Raw genomic sequence first — 17,966 nt, forward strand, 5'->3', positions numbered from 1 at the left:
GCAGGTGTTGATAGTGTGGGACTGGAGAGAACTCGAAACGATGTCCGGCGAGGCATCCGGCATTCCATCGGTTCTACAGCAGCTCCTACACGGCACCGCTGAACAACGGGCGAAGGCGTTTCGCTCCCTGTACGGAAAAGTGGCAAACCAAGGAGATCTCTATACTTCGGCGGCCGGAGTAACGGACACAATTCTCAATGATTTGCGGCTGGGAAGATACATTCCCGAGTTCGGCTGGCTGATGCTCCATGAGATATTTCGCAGCTTCGGTCGCGACAAATATCTTATGATAGATGGTCACCCCATCGAGATAGACGCCTATTGCCGCGAACGAATACTGGAAACCCTTCCAGTCATTGATGAGGTGGCCACAAATCTTTCAGGCAAAGATTTTGAATATGCAGCCTTCCTCCTAGGCGATATTGGCGAATACAGCAATCAGGCGATCGCGATACTGGAGCGCGAAGTTTCGAGATCGTCCGGCGAGCGACTCCAGTCGGCGCGCGATCAGTTAGAGGTCGCGACAGAACTGGCCCGCGAGCGAGAGCTCAACGGTGGGAACACTCAGGCGACAGGTACCGACGAGTCTGAATGAGTGTTCAGGGGGGAGCAATATCGATGCGCGGGCAGCCACGACAGTGACCCTTTTCACCGTGACGCCACAGGTCACAGGCTCGCTACAGATCAGCGTTCCCTATCCGGGACACAGATACCCCCGACAGAAGGGTTGTCGACCAAGATCAACTAGTAGAGCAGGGGTTTGAGTGCTATTCAATCGTGCCTCACTGCGGGTGTCATCCCAGACGCTTAACCGCCCGGTCGGCGTCCCGCGTCCTGCGCCGATGCCGCCGCGCGATCCGATCCACTCCTACGACCGCTCCGCATGCCAGCACGCTGAACCGGCTGGCCACAGTGGTACATAGGTATGCCACGCTTACGCCTCCACTTGGTGAAGAATATGCCGATATCAGCCATTGATCGGAGTTTTGATAATCCCAGTCCGCCGAGCCAGCGGGAAGGTAAGGATTTTGGGGAAGGGGTGGCGAGTGCGGGGGAAGGGGTTACGCTTTGCTGGACTCCGCTGGGCGGTGGGTGATCAGAGTTCGGCCTTTTCGTGGCGACTGGTCGGCCCCGGAGTGATGCCGTTACATACCAGGCCATCTGGGCGAGGAGGTGCCGGCTCGTGCAAGGGGTACTGCAATCGGGGGCGATCCTCTGGTTCGTGGTGCCGGAAAGGAAATGTCGGATATAGCGACTGCACTGGATGGGACTGAGCATAATGATGTGGTTCAGGTCATGCTTCTACCCTGGCAACCCCGACGCCAGCGGTGTGCAGGTCTCCGAGATAGAAGTGCCGTACAACGCGACCCACGACCGTATGATCGTGCTGCGCCACTCGGACAACCCCAGCGGTCCCATGCTCTTCTTCACATCAGCGGAATGGCACGCCTTCGTGGACGGTATCCGGACCGAGGAGCTCTACCGCTAACGGTTCGCCGGACGAGGCACTAGCCGGATTCGGCTGCCCCCTCTTGCCTTGTTCCGCCCGTCGGCCAGGCGAGGAGGTCGAACCAGACGCATTTGCCCGTCGGGGTGAGCGTCCAGCCCCAGTTGTGGGCGAGGTTGTGAACGATGGTGAGGCCCCGGCCGGATTCGGCGGCCAGGTCGGCCGAGGCGGTCACGCGAGGGATCTCCGTGGAGGGGTCGTGCACTTCCACGATGAGCAGCTCGGCCTCGCGGGCCAGGGTGATGCGGACGGGCCCCGCCATCGGAACATGGGTGAACGCGTTGGTCGCCAGTTCGGAGACGAGCAGAGCGGCGACGTCTGGGATGTCGTCGGCGACGGCCCAGTCAGTGGCCGTGTCATAGGCGAACCGGCGGACGGACGCGACGCAGGCGGGGTCGCGCGGTATCCATTTCTCAGCGAGGACGCCGGTGGCGACGGTACGGCTGGCGGCCAGGGCCACGCGAACGCTGGGGGCCAATGTCATCGCGTGTCTTCTCCTTTCGAATTCCTGCGCTCATCCTGGCGTGCGACGGTTACGCTGCGTACAGATTCGGCTACCAAGCGGCTTTGCTGAAGATCGCGCGTGTTTCCTTGAACCCCGGCGAGGCGGACATGACGGTGGAGCAGTACACACCTCAGGCGATTTGGGGCAGAGAGCTGCGCCACTACCGCCTGGCGGCCGGGCTCACCCAGGCGCAGCTCGCCAAGCTGATTCATTTCAGCGAGTCGCTGATCAGCGGCATCGAGACCGGTCAGCTACCGGCGGGCCGGGATTTCGCCGAGCAGTGTGACCGGGTACTGAACACGGGCGGCGCGCTGGCGCGCCTTCTCGACTGGCGTCGCGGCCAGCTCATTCCGCCGTGGTTCGGCAAGTGGCGCGACAAGGAGCAGGCGGCGCTGACGATTCGGTCATACGAGCCGCTGGTCGTGCCAGGGTTGTTGCAGACCGAGGCTTACGCGCGCGCCCTGCTGGAGGAGCCCGACGCCACGATCGGTGTGCGAATGGAGCGACAGGCGCTCCTCACCCGGGAGAGCCCGCCGCCCCCGATCCTGCGGTGTGTGATCGACGAGGCGATACTCCATCGCCCGTGCGGCGACCCGGCCATCATGCGTGAGCAGCTTCTTCACCTGGCTGGGTGCACTGGACCACGGCTGAGCGTGCAGGTGCTTCCGCATGGAATGCACGTCGGGCTGCTCGGTGGATTCGCGCTCGCGACTCTGAGCGATGGAAGCGACATACTGTACTTGGAGACGGCCATACGCGGCCTGACCACGAGCGATCCGGAGGACGTCGTGGAGGCGGTCGAATGCTTCGAGGCACTACGGACGGAAGCTCTGCCGCTGAATATGTCCATTGATCTCATCAAGAGGACGGCAGAGGAAAGATGGACGTAAGCAACGCCCAGTGGGTCAAGTCAAGCTACTCGGGCAGCAACGGCGGCAACTGTGTGGAGGTCACCGCCGCAACAGGGGTGATCGCGGTGCGCGACTCCAAGGACCCCGACGGGCCAAAGCTCCTCTTCACCCCCGCCGAATGGAACACCTTCCTCCACAACCTCAAAAGCGGCGGGCGATGATCCACACACCGTCAGCATGCCCGCAGCGGGCAGCCAGCCGTCAGCGGTTCGAGGCGCGGTCGCTTTCCATGTCGGTTGACCTCATCACGAGAACGGCAGAGGAAAAATGGACCTGAGCGGTGCCACCTGGGTCAAGTCAAGCTTCTCTGGCGACAACGGCGGCAACTGTGTGGAGGTCGCCACCACAACAGGGGTGATCGCGGTACGCGACTCCAAAGACCCCGACGGGCCCAAGCTCCTCTTCACCTCCGCCGAATGGAACACCTTCCTTCACAGCCTCAAGAGCGGCGGCCGATGATCCAAGCCGCTCCGATCGGGAAGGCCGAGCACACGAGCAGGATGGCCAGGCCGATCGGCCAGAGGCCCTGGTCGTCGGTTACCACGCGCGCGGCGAAGAGGATGAAGAACGGGAGCACTGTCAGGACGCCGAGGAGTGCGCCGCCGCCGGTGGCGAAATAGGCCGCCAGGCCCGCTACGACCGTCAGGACGACGAAGGACGGGAAGAAGAAGGGCGAGTCGAACAGGTCGCGAGGGGCGTCCGCCGATACCTGGGGGGCGGTGGCGACGCAGGTGGCGACCGCCGCCGCGCCCGCGGCTAAGTTGACGATCATCCATATCCAGGGGCGGGACATGAAGGTACCTCCGTGGTGTCGGTGAGGGCCTACTCCTGGAGAAGGCAGAAGGGGTGGCCGGCGGGGTCGGCGTAGACACGCCAAGGCTGCGTGCCGTCCAGGAGGACGGCGCCGCTGTCGAGGGCGATCTGTTCGGCCTCGGTGAGGTCGGGGACGGCGATGTCGAGGTGGAGTTGCTGGGGCCGGGTGGGGTCGCCCCACAGCGGCGCGCGGTGTTCGGGCACGCGCTGGAAGCAGAGCACGAACCCGCTGGGAGTGTGCAGCGTGGACCAGTCGTCGTTCAGGGCCCAGCGCCGGTCGGGGCGGTTGACCTCGCCGCCGAGGAGGCTGCGGTAGAACTCCGCGAGGCGCTGGACGTCGGGGCAGTCGAGGACGACGCACTGGATGGTGCCGGTCACGCGGTCTCCCGGAACTGGGCGAGTTTGCGGTCGATGGCGGCGCGGATACGTTCGCGCGCCTCCATACGAGGAGTACCCGTCATGAGCAGCTTGTCGTAGTCGGTGTCCAGGTGGCGGATCGACGCGATCACCGCCAGCGTGATCGCGTTCTCGTCGAGGACGCGGGCCGCCGCCGAACGGCCGACGCGTCCGCTGCCGCGCAGGCCCGCGTGCCCGGCGATCTCGTCCGCCCGCTCGACCGGGCAGCCCGGGAACAGCCGCCGGATCTCGACGGACATGCGGGCGACGAACTCGACGTCCTCATCCGCCCGCCGAACCCGGTCGCGTTCGCGGCGGCGCTGCCGGGCGTCCTCGTCGGCCAGGCACTGTTCCTCGGCGCGCGCCAGCGCGGCCTCCTCGACCAGGATCCCGCGCCGCTGGTACATCTTGCGGCGGCGGTTGAACTGGACGACGATCGCGCACAGCCCGCTCTCCTTCTTGGCCCGCCGGCTCAGCGCCGCGTCGCCGGACGGCAGGAACACCAGGTGGTCCATGTCCGCGCAGGTCAGGCAGTACGGCTCGACGTCCTCCATGATCAGGTAGGGGCCGGTGTCGCCGCACCCGGCGCAGGTCCAGGCGTTCAGCGGAGTCACGACCGTCAGGTCGGGGATCTTGGCCATGCTCTGACGCCCACGCTCGCCGAGCGCCGGCGAGACCCAGTGCGTACGGCACGCCCGCTCCACCCCCGGCTCGCCGTCCACGGTGAACCGCAGCTCCCGGCGACCACGACTGGCCCCTATATAAGGGGTTTCGACCCCTGAAAGCCCCTGCCCCACCGCCCATCGCCGCAACGCGTCGAGTGCGGCGCCCATCCGCTCGCCGTCCACCGGCGCCAGTTCCTCCAGCGTGCCGGCGCGCCCCTGCCGCCACAGGTCGACATCACGCGAGCGCACCCACCCGAGCCCGCCCAGCACATCCACGAACGTCACGTACTTCTGCCTGGCGAGGGCGCCTTCGGCCGCGTCGGTGACGCGGCGGGCGAGGTTGGGTCGGCTCACCCTGACAAGCTTGCCAAAGATCACCGCTACGGCTCGCCAAAGCGCGAAAGGGCCCGGGTCGTGATCGACCCGGAGCCCCTTGCCGGAATTTCGGTCAGGTCAGAAACGGAAGATAGACCCGGTCCTTGCTCGCATCGAGCAGCTGTTGTCGAACGTGCGCTGGTAGCGGATGTAGCGCCCGTCCCACCAGCCGTTCGCGGTGACGGTCACCGGGCGGTACTGCCGGGTGCAACCGAACCAGGGCGTGATCGCGCGGATGTCCTCGATGTTTCCCTCGGCGCGCTCCAGTTGGTTGCAGGCGCTCCAGGCGTACGGGTGGGACGTACCGCGGACCGGCGAGCAGACCAGGTAGACATGCCGCCCGTAGTTGTTGCCGGCCGAGTAGCCGTCGTTGACGGTGAGCGCGACGGTCCTCGCGCCGGTGCCGTAGACCGGGGGCTCCGGCCATGGGCCCAGCTCACCCGGCATGGTGTAGTAGTTCGGCTCGTCCCCCGGCGCGGACGTACCGGCTGTGGCGGGCGTGGCGGCGAGGAGCGCGCCGAGCAGGATGGCCGGGCCCATGGCGGCCAGGCGGAAAAGGCTTCGCATCGATCCCCCGTAATCGGCTGACGACGACTGCGGGCCCAGAATCGCGCATCCGGCCAGGTCACGGCGCGTTCGACACTCCAGGAATTAGCCAAATCCGACGCACCAGGGGTCTATCTGGTTCCACCAGATAGGTAACGAAAAAGTAACGGTCTCTTCGTTTGTACGGATTTAGGGTCGTTCGACCAAGATCAGGCGGCTACGGTCTTCTCCTGTCTCTTTACGCGGCCATGGGGTTGCCTTGTCAAGCCCATGACCACCGACGTACGGCACCGGAACGCACCCTCGCGCCCCGCCGTACGACGAATCGAGAAGGAGCTAGATGAACACCCGAGCCAAGCGCCTCGTACTCCCGCTCGGAGGGGCGATCGTCGCCTCCACGGTGATCGGCGCGTCGCTGTCCAGCACGGCAGAGGCCGCTCCCGACCGCAAGACCCGTACCCTCGCTTCGTCCTCCGCCGACGCCAAGGCCATCGCCGGCTCCTGGACGGCCAGCAAGCTGAAGTCCGCCAAGAGCTACCTAGAGGACTCCACCCAGTACGGGAAGAAGCTCTCCACCGCCAAGAAGGCGTCCCCCGACGGCAAGGCCGGCCTCATCGCGCCGACCAACCGCAACAGCCGCTCGGTGGGCAAGTCCAAGAACCTCAACCTGCCGACCACGGTGGGCAAGGTGTTCTTCGAGGTGGACGGCAAGCCGTACTGGTGCTCCGGCAGCTCGATTCAGTCGAAGTACCGCAACCTGGTCGCCACCGCCGGTCACTGCGTCTATGACACGGACAAGAACAAGCCGGTCTCGAACTTCGTGTTCATCCCGGCCTACCATCAGGGCAAGGCCAACTACGGCATCTACGTCGGCGCCAAGGTGCACCTGCCCTACGACTTCGATGTCTTCGAGGACTACGACAAGGACTACGCCTTCGTCAACGTCTACAACGGCATCAAGCAGACCTCGCTGAAGGAGGTCAGCAAGAGCGAGTACGACAAGTGGAAGGGCGGCAAGGAGACCAAGCGCCAGGAGATCACCCGCGAGGAGTACCGCAAGTGCGTCCTCAACCTCGGGTCCTGCTTCGCCGAGGGCAAGAACACGCCCGATGACAAGGTCGGCCCCGACTACCCGGGCGCGGTCCTGAAGAAGGAAGAAGTCAAGGAAGAGGTCTACCGCAAGGCCAAGGTCGGCAAGGGCAACGGCAACAAGTACGGCGAGCCCTTCGTCGAGCACGTGACCAAGTCCGAGTACGACGCGTACAAGGGCCCGGGCACCAAGAAGGTCGACAAGAGCGGCAACTACACCATCACTCACTTCTACGTGCAGGGCTGGTACAAGCCCGGCACCGCCCGCAAGTTCTACCGCGAGACCTTCTGGATCGTCATCACCAAGGACGCCGGTCGCCTCGGTGACAACGTCGGCGGTCAGGGCTTCGCCTGGAACCAGAAGCTGGGCAAGAAGGTCTTCGCCTTCGGCTACCCGACCTCCGCCCACGCGGACGGCGACAAGGTCTACAGCGGCGAGACCATGAAGTGGTGCTACAACAAGACCTACCCGGGCCCGGCGGTGCCCAAGTACAAGGTCGAGGAGCACGTCGCGATCAAGTGCGCCTTCACCCCCGGCGCCAGCGGCGGCCCGCTGATCTGGCAGTACAAGAGCGCCAAGCGCGTCGGTTACATCAACGGCGTGGTCAGCCTCACCCTCGACACCGACGGCAACAAGCGTTATGACCGCATCTCGTCCCCGTACTTCGACGGTGAGACGAAGAGCATCTACAACTACGCGGCCAACCTCTGGACCGGCAAGCTCGGTAGCTGAGGGGTTCCTCGGTAGCCGAGGATTCAAGGTGACGGCGGAGGGGCTCGGTCTGACCGGGCCCCTCCGTTGCCTATCGGGACCCTGATCCTGCATCCTCATATCGGACTCTCTTCGCACGAGGTGCCCGGGTGGCGTGAGCCCTGGTTGATAGCGTCTTTATCCCTCGGTCATCAGACTGCTTTGCGAACCTCCGCAAACCGGATCATGACGACAGGCAACACAAAACCTAGTTGATCTGGAAAAATCACTCGATACAGCTTTCGTCGCCCCCCACGACAGCGGAAAGGCCCGGCTCAATGTCCCCCCATGCCCGGCGGCTCACGGCCGCGCTCGGCGGCCTCGCGGCCGCGGGCGCGCTCGTCATGTCCACCTGCCAGGGGACCGCGCAGGCCACGGTCGCGTCGCACGGGAAGGTGCCGGACAACGTGCTCCCGTTCCGGATGGCGGCGACGGCGACGGCGGTGGCGCAGGTCGAGGAATACTGGAAGCCCGAGCGTCTGAAGGCGGCCGACGACGCCACGCCGAAGACGGCCGACCCCAAGCCCAAGGCGGCGGCTAGCGGAGCGGCCTCGTCGGAGGACGCCGCCTCGGCGGGCGGCACGGGCACCGCGGCCATCGCGACCACGGCCACGACGGCCGCCGCGACCGCCTCGGCGGGCCCGAACGCCCCGGCGATCTGGGCCGTCCCGCCCGCGATGCCGAAGAAGAAGCTCACGAAGGAAAGCCCGGCCACGATCGGGAAGGTCTACTTCCGGGTGGGCGGCAAGGACTTCTGGTGCTCGGCCTCCGCGGTGAACGCCAAGAACCGCAGCCTGGTGGCGACCGCCGCGCACTGCGCGTTCGATCTGCGCACCAACAAGGCGATGGAGAACTGGATCTTCGTCCCCTCCTACCGGCAGGGCACCCAGGACGCCGGCCTCTACGTGGGCCACACGGCCACCGTGCACATGGAATACAGCCAGGGCGACTACGACTACGACTACGCCTTCGTGACCGTCTACCACGGCGTCAAGTGGCAGCAGAGCAAGAACGCCAAGGGACAGGTCACCTACAAGAAGACTGATGTAGGGCCACTCCAGGACAACGTTGGCGGGCAGGGCATCACCGCCGGCAGGCCCGTCGCCGTACAGGTGACTGCCTTCGGCTATCCGGCGGGGCCGCAGCCGGACGGCAGCAGGCCGTACAACGGCCACACGCTGAAGAGCTGCTCCGGGCTGACGAGCGGGGTCCGCTCGCCCACCTATCAGCTCGACCACGGCATCGCCATCAAGAACTGTGACTTCACGGCCGGCGCCAGCGGCGGCCCCTGGCTGACCGCCTACAGCAAGACGACCGGCACCGGGCTGCTCGCGGGCATCAACAGCCTCAGCTGGAACCGCAAAGTGGACGGCAAGAACGATCACATCTCCTCGGCCTACTTCGGCGCGCACGTGCGCACGGTCTACGGCTACGCCGAGACGGTGAAGGCCAGGTAGGCATTTGGGGCGTTTGCCCGGTTCATACGTAGAGAGAGGCCCCGGCGATCACGCCGGGGCCTCTCTCGTTCGGGCGCGTTAGACGCAAGCCACGCCAAATCGGTGCCATCTTCCTCATGTGATCTGCGTCACAGATGGGTCGTCACTCACCGTATCCGGCCACAGTCTCCCCAATCACCACACTAACCACAACCTTATGATGATCTGCGGAAACTGCGCTCACCTGGAGCCAAGCGACCACACACGCATCGCACACATAAACATCACGAAATGGTCACGCGCTCCCAGGTCCCGATCTTTCACCCCAAACAGCTTCCCGACTTCAAGATCAGCGCTGTATGTTCCTGGCTATCCCTTTACTGACGCATGGGACGCAAGAGGCGTTCCACGACAGCGCAAGGAGTCACCTTGAAGCGCATCCTCCTCCCGGCCGGTGGCGCCCTCGTCGCCACTGGTCTGCTGGCTGCCGGTCTGGCCAGCGCCACCACGGCCAATGCCGCGCCGAAGAAGGCCAGCGACGCCATGGCCAGCCCCACTCAGGCTTATTCGGTCGCACAGTTCTGGCTGGACGCCAACGGTGCGACGCTGAAGGCCGCCAAGGAGTACAAGTGGGACTCGCAGGCGGCTCCGAAGCTGAACATCGGTGGCCCCGCTGCTGACGACGGCAAGGCCGGCCTGGTTCCCCCCACCGGCTACAAGAAGGTCACCCCCGGTGTTGTGAAGAACATCAACCTGCCGAAGACCGTCGGCAAGGTGTTCTTCCAGACCAAGGGCGGCGGCCTCGCCTGGTGCTCCGCCACCTCGATCGACGCCCAGTACCGCAACCTGGTCGCCACCGCCGGGCACTGCGTCTACGACGTCTCGACCAACGGTGACGTCCTCGACAAGTGGGTCTTCGTCCCCGGCTACCACCAGGGCAAGGCCACCTGGGGCGTGTACGTGGGTAAGACCGCTTACACCCACTACGACTTCGCCAACTTCGAGGACTTCGACCGCGACTACGCGTTCGTCACCGTCTACGACGGCATCTCCATCGGCGACAAGAAGGAAGTCAGCCGCGCGGAGTATGACAAGTGGGTCGGCGACAAGTGGACCGAGAAGAAGGAAATCACCAGGGACGAGTACAAGAAGTGCAAGCTCAACCTTGGTGAGTGCTGGGCCGAGGGCAAGAAGACCGGCGACGACGTCGTGGGCCCGGACTACCCGGGTGCCGTCCTGACCAAGGTCGAAGTCAACGAGCAGACCTACAAGGCGGCCAAGGTCGGCAAGGGCAATGGCAACAAGCTCGGTGAGCCCGTCACCGAGACTGTTACCAAGTCGGAGTACGACAAGTACGCTGGCCCTGGCAAGAAGTGGTACGACAAGTACGGCAACTACTACATCACGCACTACTACGTGCAGTCGTGGATCAAGCCGGGTACCGCTCGCAAGTACTACACCGCCGTGTACTACATCGGTGCGGTCATCAACCGCGGTCGCCTCGGCGACAACGTGGGCGGCCAGGGCTTCGCCTGGAACCAGAAGCCCGGCAAGCCGGTCTTCGTGTTCGGCTACCCCGCGGGTGCGCACCCGGACGGTGACAAGCCCTACACCGGCGTCACCATGAAGTGGTGCTACAGCAAGAAGCCGAGCAACAAGACCTACCAGGCTCCGGCGTTCAAGGTCGAAGAGCACATCGCCATCAAGTGCTCCCAGACTCCGGGCGTCTCCGGTGGTCCTTGGGTGCTGCAGTACAGCAACACCAAGCGGATCGGGTACGTCAACGGTGTTGCGAGCCTCGTGGCCGACACCGACAGGAACGGTCGCTACGACACGCTGACCTCGCCGTACTTCGACGGTGAGACCGCGGACATCTACAAGTTCGCGGCCAAGCAGTGGAGTGGCAAGATCGTCGGCCCGAACGGCGAAGTCCTCAAGTAAGACCCTGAGGTTCGCCTGAGCGAAGGACTCACCTCCTGAGCTCACTCCCGCTTAACGCACAAGGCCCGGCCTCCAGCCGGGCCTTGTGTCATTTCAGCGCGCGTGTCATTTCAGAGTGCGTCGAACGAACCCCAACCCCCTCTTCCGACGCTCGGGACGCTCGCACCGCGTCCTCGACAAGGAGCCCCCTTGAACACCCCCGCCAAGCGCCTGGTCCTGCCCCTGGCAGGCGTGCTCGTGTCCGGCGGCCTGATCGCCGCCGGGCCCGCGGCCGCGCAGGCCGAGCCCACCCTCACGCCGGAGAAGCTGGTGACCAGCGCGCCGCAGGCCTACTCGATCGCCAAGTTCTGGCTGGACGCCAACGGCGCGGCCCTGAAGAAGGCTAAGGAGTACGACTGGGACGCCAAGGAGGTGACGAAGCTGGTCACCCGCGGGCAGAACGGTCTCCCGGACGACGGCAAGGCTGGGCTCATCGCGCCCACGGGATCCAAGAAGGGGTCCACCGCGAAGATCAAGAACATCAACCTGCCGCTGACCATCGGCAAGGTGTTCTTCGTCGACAGCAAGGGCGCCTACCGCTGGTGCTCGGCCTCCTCGGTGCAGGCCCGCCACCGCAACCTGGTGGCCACCGCCGCGCACTGTGTCTATGACGTGGACGGCAACAAGGACGTCATGGACAAGTGGGTCTTCATCCCCGGGTATTTCCAGGGCAAGGCCGTCAACGGCCTCTACGTGGGCGTGACCGCCTACGCCCCCTACGACATGGTCAACTTCGAGGACTTCGACAGCGACTACGCGTTCGTCTCGGTCACCGACGGGATCTCGCTCGCCTCCTCCAAGGAGGTCTCCTTCGAGGAGTACAACGCCTGGAAGGGCGCCAAGTGGGTGCGGCCGGTCGAGATCGACAAGAAGACCTACGAGAAGTGCGTGCTCGACCTCGGCCCCTGCTGGACCGACGGGAAGGACACCCCGGACGACCTGGTCGGCCCGGACTACCCCGGTGCGGTGCTCGACAAGCGTGAGGTCTCCAAGGAGGAGTACGACAAGGCCAAGGTCGGCAAGGGCCAGGGCAACAAGTACGGCGAGCCGGTCACCGAACCGGTCACCGAGACGGAGTACAAGGCGTACAAGGGTCCGGGCACCAAGTCCGTCGACAAGTACGGGAACCACTTCGTCACCCGCTACTACGTGCAGAAGTGGCTGAAGCCCGGCACGGTCAAGAAGTATTACAAGGACACCTACCGGGTCGTGCTCGCCAAAGACCACGGGCGGCTCGGCGACGTGGTCGGCGGGCAGGGGCTCGCGTGGAACCAGCCGGTCGGGCAGCAGGTGTACGCGTTCGGGTACCCCGGCGACCGGCATCCCGACGGGAACAAGGCGTTCACCGGGCTCACGCCGAAGTACTGCGCCGGCCGTACGCTCAAGAAGGCCGTGACGGCGACCGCCTTCAAGGTGGCTGAGCACGTGGCGCTGAAGTGCTCGATGACCGGTGGCGCGGACGGCGGCCCGCTCATCATGAAGTACGACAACGCCAAGCGGACCGGTTACATCAACGGTGTCATCAGCCTGTTCCACGACCAGGACGGCAACGACCGGGTGGACCACATCAGCACGCCGTACTTCAACGGCGACACCGGCACGCTGTACAACACCGCGCAGGGCGCGCTCAACGTCAAGATCGTCAGCCCGAAGGGCGAACTGCTCAAGTAGTGCTCAAGTAGCACTCCCCCACACGGGCCCGGCGCGGATGACGTGCCGGGCCCGTCGTATCTCTCCGGGCTACACAGAGACCAGTTCGCCGGTGCGGGCGGTGAAGGATTTTACGGCGGGCGCGTCGGAGTAGGGGGCGAGGCGCTTGCGGAGATCTGTCATGTAGGAGCGGGTGCGGGTGGAGGTGAGGCCGCCCGCGACGTCGAGCGCCTGCTGGGCGACGGCGCACGCCTGGTCTACGTCGCCGCAGTGGACCAGCCCGGCCGACAGCAGGGAGAGGTTGAACATCCGCCCCCGGACGTAGCTCTCGTTCATCTCCAGGGAGCGCTGGGCGTTGCGGACGGTCTGCGGGCCGTCGCCCAGCTCGCGGAAGCAGTGGGCGAACTTGGCCGCCAGATACGCCTCGTCGAAGTAGCGCAGCCACTCGGGGTCGGACTCCGGGGAGCGCTTGTCGAAGGCCTGCTCGGCCTCGTGCAGGGCGTGGCCGCAGGACGCGCGGTCGCCGAGCACGGCGTGGGCGTGGGCCTCCAGCACGTGGCCCTCGGCGAGCAGGGTGTGGATCCCGGCGCGGCGGGCGGCGAGCTGGGAGGCGCGCGCGAGGTCGAGCGCATGGTCGGGCTGACCGATGTAGACGGCCTGGTGGCCGAGCCCGGCCAGGATCTCGCCGCCGAGGCCGTGGTCGCCCGCGCCCCTGGCCAGTCGGAGGGCCTGGATCAGGTAGCGCTGGGCCAGGCCGTGCTGTTCGAGGTCGTAGGCCATCCAGCCGGCCAGGCGGGTCAGCTCGGCGGTGGCCGAGACCAGCTCGCGGCCGGTGGCCTCGCCGTAGGCGCCCTCCCGGATCAGCGGGGTGACCGCGCTGTCGAGGTACTTCACCACCGCGGTGCGGACCCGGCCGCCGCCGAAGCGGTTGTCGAGCTCGCCGAACGCCCGGGTCACCTCCCGGATGGAGGCGATGTCGGCGGCCCCGACGGCCCGCCCGCCCACGCCGCTCGGGCGGCCTTCCGGTGGCGCGGTCAGCCAGCGCAACGCGCCGGCGGAACCGGCCCCGACGGCGAAGGTCGACTCGACGAGGAACCTCCGCCTCTCCACGTCCGCCCGCCAGAGTGCCGTCACGGTCGCCACACCCTCCCGCCAGCTATGAGGAAACTCCTGCCCGAGGTCCACGGGGGTGCACACGGCGGGCATGCCAAGATCTTCCGAGGTCATGGCACGACCGAGACGCGCGGCGAAGATCTCTGCCAGCAGCCCCGGGACGGGGTCACGCGGGCGTTGTCCCCCGAGCCATCGCAAAACCGAACTGTGGTCGTACTTCAACCCGGCGAGCCCCCGGGCGCTGCCCAGGTCGTTGAGATGCCGGGCCAGCCCCTTGTGGGAGAAGCCCGACTCGCTGATGAGCCGTTGCAGAACACGGTTTGGCTCACGGTCCATGGGTCTCCTCCCCGTCGCGGCCGTCGCCCGTCAGGGCACAGGGACGCCCGAGGCTCGTAAAGTAACGGAATGCTTTGAGAATAGCACGGAGAGTCACTAGAGATGCCCGTGTTCCCCGAAAACAAGGTGAAAGAAGTAAACGATCGGTGATCTTCCGATGGGTCCTAGATCGTCAAAACGGGCCTGGATCATGTGATTCGCAAGCACTTGACTTCTCCCCTCCCTGAAGGAAGGGGATTCCTGCTTCACCACCGACCGCCCGCCGAGGAGGTCTCCCCATTGGGTCTTACACCGGCTCCACAGGCGTTTCCACTCTCCGCCTGCCCGGCGGCGAGCATGTTACGGGCCGCGTTGACGTCCCGGTCGTGGACGGTCCCGCAGGCGCATGTCCATTCGCGGATGTTCAGCGGCATCTTCTCTTGCAGGGCCCCGCACACCGAGCACAGCCTGGAGGAGGGGAATTAGCGATCCGCCACCACCAGCGTGCGCCCGTACCAGGCCGCCTTGTACTCCAGCATCGAACGCAACTCCCGCCAGGACGCGTCAGGAACGGCACGGGCCAGGGAGCGGTTGCGGACCATGTTCCGCACGGCCAGGTCCTCCACGGCGATCACTTGGTTCTCGCGAACAAGCCGTGTGGTGACCTTGTGCAGATGATCCCGCCTGCGATCGGCGATCCGCGCGTACACCCTGGCGACCTTGAGCCTGGCCTTGGCCCGGTTGTTCGATCCCTTCTCCTTACGGGCCAGCGCCCGCTGGGCCTTGGCCAGCCTGCACCGGTCACGGCGCTCATGGCGCGGGTTGGGGATCTTCTCGCCGGTGGACAGCGTGACCAGGGCAGTGATCCCCACATCCACACCCACGTTCCGCCCGACCGGTGGCAGAGGGGCGATCTTCTCCTCCACCAGGAGGGAGACGAACCAGCGTCCGGCCGCGTCCTGGGAGACGGTGACCGTGGACGGCTGCGCGTCTTCCGGCAGAGGACGCGACCAGCGGACGTCCAGCGGGGCGTCCATCTTCGCGAGCGTCAACCGGCCCTCGCGCCAGCGGAACGCCGAACGGGTGTACTCCGCCGACGCCCGCGACCTCTTCTTGGACCTGAAGACCGGGTACCCGGCGCGTCTGGCGAAGAAGTTCGTGAACGCCGCCTGCAGGTGCCGCAGCGCCTGCTGCCACGGCACACAGGACACCTCCGACAGGAAACCGAACTCGCCGTCGCGTTTCCACGCCGTCAGCATCGCCGAGGACTCCACGTAGGAGACACGACGCCCTTCCACCCGGTGGGCGCGGGTCCGTTCTTCCAGGGCCTTGTTGTACACCAGGCGGACGCAACCGAACGTCCGGGCAACTGCCCCGCGACGCGGGAGCCCGATTCCTCCCCTGCCTGAAGGCGGGGGTTTCCTCGGAGGCATCAGATGATCCAGGCCCGTGGCGATTCGCCCTGGTGGATTACCCGGTGATGTAGGTCAGGCGCGCGCGACGCCGTCCTTGCGCGCCTGGGCCGCCACGGCGGCGGTGACCGCCGGGGCCACCCGCGCGTCGAACGGGCTGGGGACGACGTAGTCCTCGGACGCCTCGTCGCCCACCACGGCCGCCAGCGCGTCGGCGGCGGCCACCTTCATGTTCTCGGTGATGGTGGTGGCCCGCACGTCGAGCGCGCCCCGGAAGACGCCGGGGAAGGCCAGCACGTTGTTGATCTGGTTGGGGAAGTCGGAGCGGCCGGTGGCGACCACCCGGGCGTGCCGCCGCGCGACGTCGGGGTGGACCTCGGGGGTGGGGTTGGACAGCGCGAAGACGATCGAGTCCGGCGCCATCGAGCGGATCGCCCCCTCGCTCACGGTGGAGCCGGACAGCCCGATGAAGACGTCGGCCCCGGCCAGGGCCTCCTCGGTCGAGCCGGTGAAGCGGGCGCGGTTGGTGTCGGCGGCCAGCGCCTGCTTGACGGAGTTGAGCCCCTCGCGGCGCGGGTGGATCATGCCCTTGGAGTCGGCGACCGCGATGTCGCCGATGCCGGCGTTGAGCAGCATGCGGGTGACCGCGACCCCGGACGCCCCGGCCCCGGCCACGACGGCCCGCAGGTCGCCCAGCGTGCGGCCGGTGATCTTGGCGGCGTTGCGCAGCGCGGCGAGCGCCACGATGGCGGTGCCGTGCTGGTCGTCGTGGAAGACGGGGATGTCGAGCCGCTCGCGCAGCCGGTCTTCCACCTCGAAGCACCGCGGGGCGCTGATGTCTTCGAGGTTGATGCCGCCGAAGGAGGGCGCGAGGCGCACCACGGTCTCGACGAGCTCCTCCACGCCGGTGCAGTCGAGGCAGATCGGGACCGAGTCGATGCCGCCGAACTCCTTGAAGAGCAGCGCCTTGCCCTCCATGACCGGCATGGCGGCGGCCGGGCCGATGTCGCCCAGGCCGAGTACGGCGGTGCCGTCGGTGACGACCGCGACCACCCGGGAGGCCCAGGTGTAGTTGTTGGCCAGTTCGGGCGTCTCGGCGATGGCGCTGCAGACCCGCGCCACGCCAGGGGTGTAGGCGAGCGCCAGGTCGTCGGCGTCGCGCACCGCGATGGTGGAGCGGACCTCCAGCTTGCCGCCGCGATGCAGCGCGAAGGCCGGATCGGCGTCGAGGGCCTGAAGGTCGGCCGATGAGGCCGCGGGCGACTCCGCGGCGGAGCTTTCGGTGGAAACGGAGGATGGCGTGACGGCCACTGCGACCCCTGTAGTCAGACGGACAGGTCTTCGGCGGACGCCGCGAACGACAAAGATCCCCTGGCTTCGGTAGCCGCCGGGGACCTGACGTCGGTTGCGGTCGTGCGGTGAGAGGGGGCACGGGGGTCACCCGTTGCTCGATTGTGCCACATCTCGCCACCGGCGCGGCCTTGGGGTGTGCGGCACCGGACGGAGAGGTAAGACTTGACTGTCACATTGACATTCCCCTGTTGACAATCGGTTAACCCGCCAGTAGTAATTGCCCAAAAACTACCCGTGACTCACCAAATCTGGTCAAACCACACTAGGAGGACGACCATGGCCCTTCGTGCCACGCGTCCATGGACGACCGCGACGCGCCGCCGTACGACCGCAGCGGGAGCGGCGGCGCTGGTGTCCGCACTGTTGCTGGCCGGATGCGGATCGTCCGGCGGCGGCACCACCGGCGCCCAGGCCACCGGCCAGGAAGGCGTACGGCTGGTCCACGCCGGCAAGCTCACCACCTGCACCAACGTCCCCTACGAGCCCTTCCAGTTCAAGCAGGGCCAGAAGGTCGTCGGCTTCGACGTGGACATCGTCGACCTGGTCGCCAAGCGGCTCGGCGTCACGCAGGAGATCGTCGACATCGACTTCGCCGCCATCAAGAGCGGCGCCGCACTCAACTCCAACCGGTGCGACCTGGCCGCCGCAGGTATGACGATCACTCCCGACCGGGAGAAGAACCTGACCTTCTCGGCCCCCTACTTCGACGCGACCCAGGCGCTGATGGCAAAGAAGGGCAGCGGGGTCACCTCCCTGGCCGACGTCAAGGCCAAGGGCCTCACGCTGGGCGCCCAGGCGTCCACGACCGGCCTCGACCACGTCAGGAAGCAGGGCTTCGACCCGATCGAGTTCGCCGACTCCCCCAAGGAGCTGCTCGGCCTGCAGACCGGCCAGGCCGACGTCATCGTGCAGGACCTCGCCGTCGTGGCGACCTGGCTGAAGAAGCCCGACATCGGCGCGAAGTTCGAGCTGGTCGCCTCCCTCGACACCGGAGAGAAGTACGGCATCGGCATGAAGAAGGGCAACACCGCGCTGAAGAAGGTCGTCGACGAGGTCATCCAGCAGGCCAAGTCCGACGGCGCCTACGACGCGATCTACAAGAAGTGGATCGGCGAGGAGCCCACCCCTGCCCCGTCCGGGTCGTGAGCG

Annotated in this window: 17 protein-coding genes and 1 pseudogene; 10 read left to right on the top strand and 8 right to left on the bottom strand. The window is 66.2% G+C overall.

Going from position 1 to position 17,966, the window contains the following annotated elements; translation table 11 throughout:
- The first annotated feature begins 13 nt into the window (after positions 1-13).
- Together P3X83_RS28060 and P3X83_RS28065 are read left to right on the top strand one after the other, a co-directional pair.
- Positions 14-595, top strand: coding sequence for a hypothetical protein (locus tag P3X83_RS28060; RefSeq protein ID WP_277308239.1), 582 nt, complete (start codon positions 14-16; stop codon positions 593-595).
- A gap of 669 nt (positions 596-1,264) precedes the next feature.
- Positions 1,265-1,489, top strand: coding sequence for a DUF397 domain-containing protein (locus P3X83_RS28065; protein ID WP_277308240.1), 225 nt, complete (start codon positions 1,265-1,267; stop codon positions 1,487-1,489).
- Between the two features lie 19 nt (positions 1,490-1,508).
- Here P3X83_RS28065 and P3X83_RS28070 read toward each other — a convergent pair whose 3' ends face one another.
- On the bottom strand, positions 1,509-1,991 hold the full coding sequence (locus P3X83_RS28070; protein ID WP_277308241.1) for an ATP-binding protein: 483 nt from the start codon (positions 1,989-1,991) through the stop codon (positions 1,509-1,511).
- Positions 1,992-2,074: 83 nt separating this feature from the next.
- Between P3X83_RS28070 and P3X83_RS28075 the strand changes: the two genes are divergently transcribed.
- The 3 genes from P3X83_RS28075 to P3X83_RS28085 all read left to right on the top strand — a co-directional run bounded on the left by P3X83_RS28075 (position 2,075) and on the right by P3X83_RS28085 (position 3,382).
- A complete protein-coding gene (locus P3X83_RS28075) occupies positions 2,075-2,902 on the top strand; it encodes a helix-turn-helix transcriptional regulator (RefSeq protein ID WP_277308242.1) in 828 nt (275 codons plus the stop codon).
- Positions 2,893-3,084 carry a DUF397 domain-containing protein gene (locus P3X83_RS28080; RefSeq protein ID WP_277308243.1) on the top strand — a complete coding sequence of 64 codons (192 nt, stop codon included), beginning with the start codon at positions 2,893-2,895 and terminating at the stop codon, positions 3,082-3,084. Before P3X83_RS28075 ends, P3X83_RS28080 begins: the two co-directional genes overlap by 10 nt.
- 106 nt (positions 3,085-3,190) lie before the next feature.
- A complete protein-coding gene (locus tag P3X83_RS28085) occupies positions 3,191-3,382 on the top strand; it encodes a DUF397 domain-containing protein (RefSeq protein WP_277308244.1) in 192 nt (63 codons plus the stop codon).
- On the opposite strand, the gene P3X83_RS28090 is transcribed toward P3X83_RS28085, so the two are convergent.
- The 4 genes from P3X83_RS28090 to P3X83_RS28105 form a co-directional block, all read right to left on the bottom strand.
- Positions 3,363-3,695, bottom strand: coding sequence for a hypothetical protein (locus P3X83_RS28090; RefSeq protein ID WP_277308245.1), 333 nt, complete (start codon positions 3,693-3,695; stop codon positions 3,363-3,365). The two genes, P3X83_RS28085 and P3X83_RS28090, sit on opposite strands and share 20 nt — an antisense overlap.
- Positions 3,696-3,745: 50 nt before the next feature.
- On the bottom strand, positions 3,746-4,114 hold the full coding sequence (locus P3X83_RS28095) for a VOC family protein (protein ID WP_277308246.1): 369 nt from the start codon (positions 4,112-4,114) through the stop codon (positions 3,746-3,748).
- The gene (locus P3X83_RS28100; RefSeq protein WP_277308247.1) at positions 4,111-5,151 is read right to left on the bottom strand and encodes a DUF2293 domain-containing protein; all 1,041 of its coding nucleotides are present in this window, start codon (positions 5,149-5,151) and stop codon (positions 4,111-4,113) included. Before P3X83_RS28100 ends, P3X83_RS28095 begins: the two co-directional genes overlap by 4 nt.
- A 99-nt stretch (positions 5,152-5,250) precedes the next feature.
- Complete coding sequence (locus P3X83_RS28105) at positions 5,251-5,739, bottom strand: SSI family serine proteinase inhibitor (RefSeq protein ID WP_277308248.1); 489 nt, start codon at positions 5,737-5,739, stop codon at positions 5,251-5,253.
- A 319-nt stretch (positions 5,740-6,058) separates the two neighbouring features.
- On the opposite strand from P3X83_RS28105, the gene P3X83_RS28110 reads away from it, so the two are divergent.
- The 4 genes from P3X83_RS28110 (at position 6,059) to P3X83_RS28125 (ending at position 12,645) form a co-directional block, all read left to right on the top strand.
- Entirely contained in the window at positions 6,059-7,540 is a 1,482-nt protein-coding gene (locus P3X83_RS28110) for a hypothetical protein (protein ID WP_277308249.1), read from the top strand.
- Between the two features lie 296 nt (positions 7,541-7,836).
- Positions 7,837-9,015 carry a trypsin-like serine protease gene (locus P3X83_RS28115; protein ID WP_277308250.1) on the top strand — a complete coding sequence of 393 codons (1,179 nt, stop codon included), beginning with the start codon at positions 7,837-7,839 and terminating at the stop codon, positions 9,013-9,015.
- Between the two features lie 408 nt (positions 9,016-9,423).
- Entirely contained in the window at positions 9,424-10,935 is a 1,512-nt protein-coding gene (locus P3X83_RS28120; protein ID WP_277308251.1) for a hypothetical protein, read from the top strand.
- A gap of 189 nt (positions 10,936-11,124) precedes the next feature.
- Positions 11,125-12,645 (top strand): hypothetical protein, encoded by a 1,521-nt coding sequence (locus tag P3X83_RS28125; RefSeq protein ID WP_277308252.1) that lies wholly within the window; start codon positions 11,125-11,127, stop codon positions 12,643-12,645.
- 69 nt (positions 12,646-12,714) lie between these two features.
- On the opposite strand, the gene P3X83_RS28130 is transcribed toward P3X83_RS28125, so the two are convergent.
- The 3 genes and pseudogenes from P3X83_RS28130 to P3X83_RS28140 all read right to left on the bottom strand — a co-directional run bounded on the left by P3X83_RS28130 (position 12,715) and on the right by P3X83_RS28140 (position 16,670).
- Positions 12,715-14,073: a hypothetical protein gene (locus P3X83_RS28130; protein ID WP_277308253.1), complete on the bottom strand. Its 1,359-nt coding sequence runs from the start codon at positions 14,071-14,073 to the stop codon at positions 12,715-12,717.
- A gap of 237 nt (positions 14,074-14,310) precedes the next feature.
- Positions 14,311-15,485 (bottom strand): annotated as a pseudogene (locus P3X83_RS28135) (RNA-guided endonuclease TnpB family protein); the annotation flags it as partial.
- 54 nt (positions 15,486-15,539) lie between these two features.
- Positions 15,540-16,670, bottom strand: a complete 1,131-nt coding sequence (locus P3X83_RS28140) for an NADP-dependent malic enzyme (RefSeq protein ID WP_277308304.1) — start codon at positions 16,668-16,670, stop codon at positions 15,540-15,542.
- 423 nt (positions 16,671-17,093) lie between these two features.
- Between P3X83_RS28140 and P3X83_RS28145 the strand changes: the two genes are divergently transcribed.
- A complete protein-coding gene (locus tag P3X83_RS28145; protein WP_277308254.1) occupies positions 17,094-17,963 on the top strand; it encodes an ABC transporter substrate-binding protein in 870 nt (289 codons plus the stop codon).
- The last annotated feature ends 3 nt before the right edge of the window (positions 17,964-17,966 follow it).

The organism is Spongiactinospora sp. TRM90649, assembly GCF_029382225.1.
Classification (GTDB): Bacteria; Actinomycetota; Actinomycetes; order Streptosporangiales; family Streptosporangiaceae; genus Spongiactinospora.

Coding starts and splice junctions, on each gene's coding strand:
- P3X83_RS28110 (WP_277308249.1), top strand. CDS start 6,059: ATGAACACCCGAGCCAAGCGCCTCGTACTCCCGCTCGGAGGGGCGATC.
- P3X83_RS28080 (WP_277308243.1), top strand. CDS start 2,893: ATGGACGTAAGCAACGCCCAGTGGGTCAAGTCAAGCTACTCGGGCAGC.
- P3X83_RS28065 (WP_277308240.1), top strand. CDS start 1,265: ATGGGACTGAGCATAATGATGTGGTTCAGGTCATGCTTCTACCCTGGC.
- P3X83_RS28085 (WP_277308244.1), top strand. CDS start 3,191: ATGGACCTGAGCGGTGCCACCTGGGTCAAGTCAAGCTTCTCTGGCGAC.
- P3X83_RS28070 (WP_277308241.1), bottom strand. CDS start 1,991: ATGACATTGGCCCCCAGCGTTCGCGTGGCCCTGGCCGCCAGCCGTACC.
- P3X83_RS28145 (WP_277308254.1), top strand. CDS start 17,094: ATGGCCCTTCGTGCCACGCGTCCATGGACGACCGCGACGCGCCGCCGT.
- P3X83_RS28130 (WP_277308253.1), bottom strand. CDS start 14,073: ATGGACCGTGAGCCAAACCGTGTTCTGCAACGGCTCATCAGCGAGTCG.
- P3X83_RS28105 (WP_277308248.1), bottom strand. CDS start 5,739: ATGCGAAGCCTTTTCCGCCTGGCCGCCATGGGCCCGGCCATCCTGCTC.
- P3X83_RS28115 (WP_277308250.1), top strand. CDS start 7,837: ATGTCCCCCCATGCCCGGCGGCTCACGGCCGCGCTCGGCGGCCTCGCG.
- P3X83_RS28090 (WP_277308245.1), bottom strand. CDS start 3,695: ATGATCGTCAACTTAGCCGCGGGCGCGGCGGCGGTCGCCACCTGCGTC.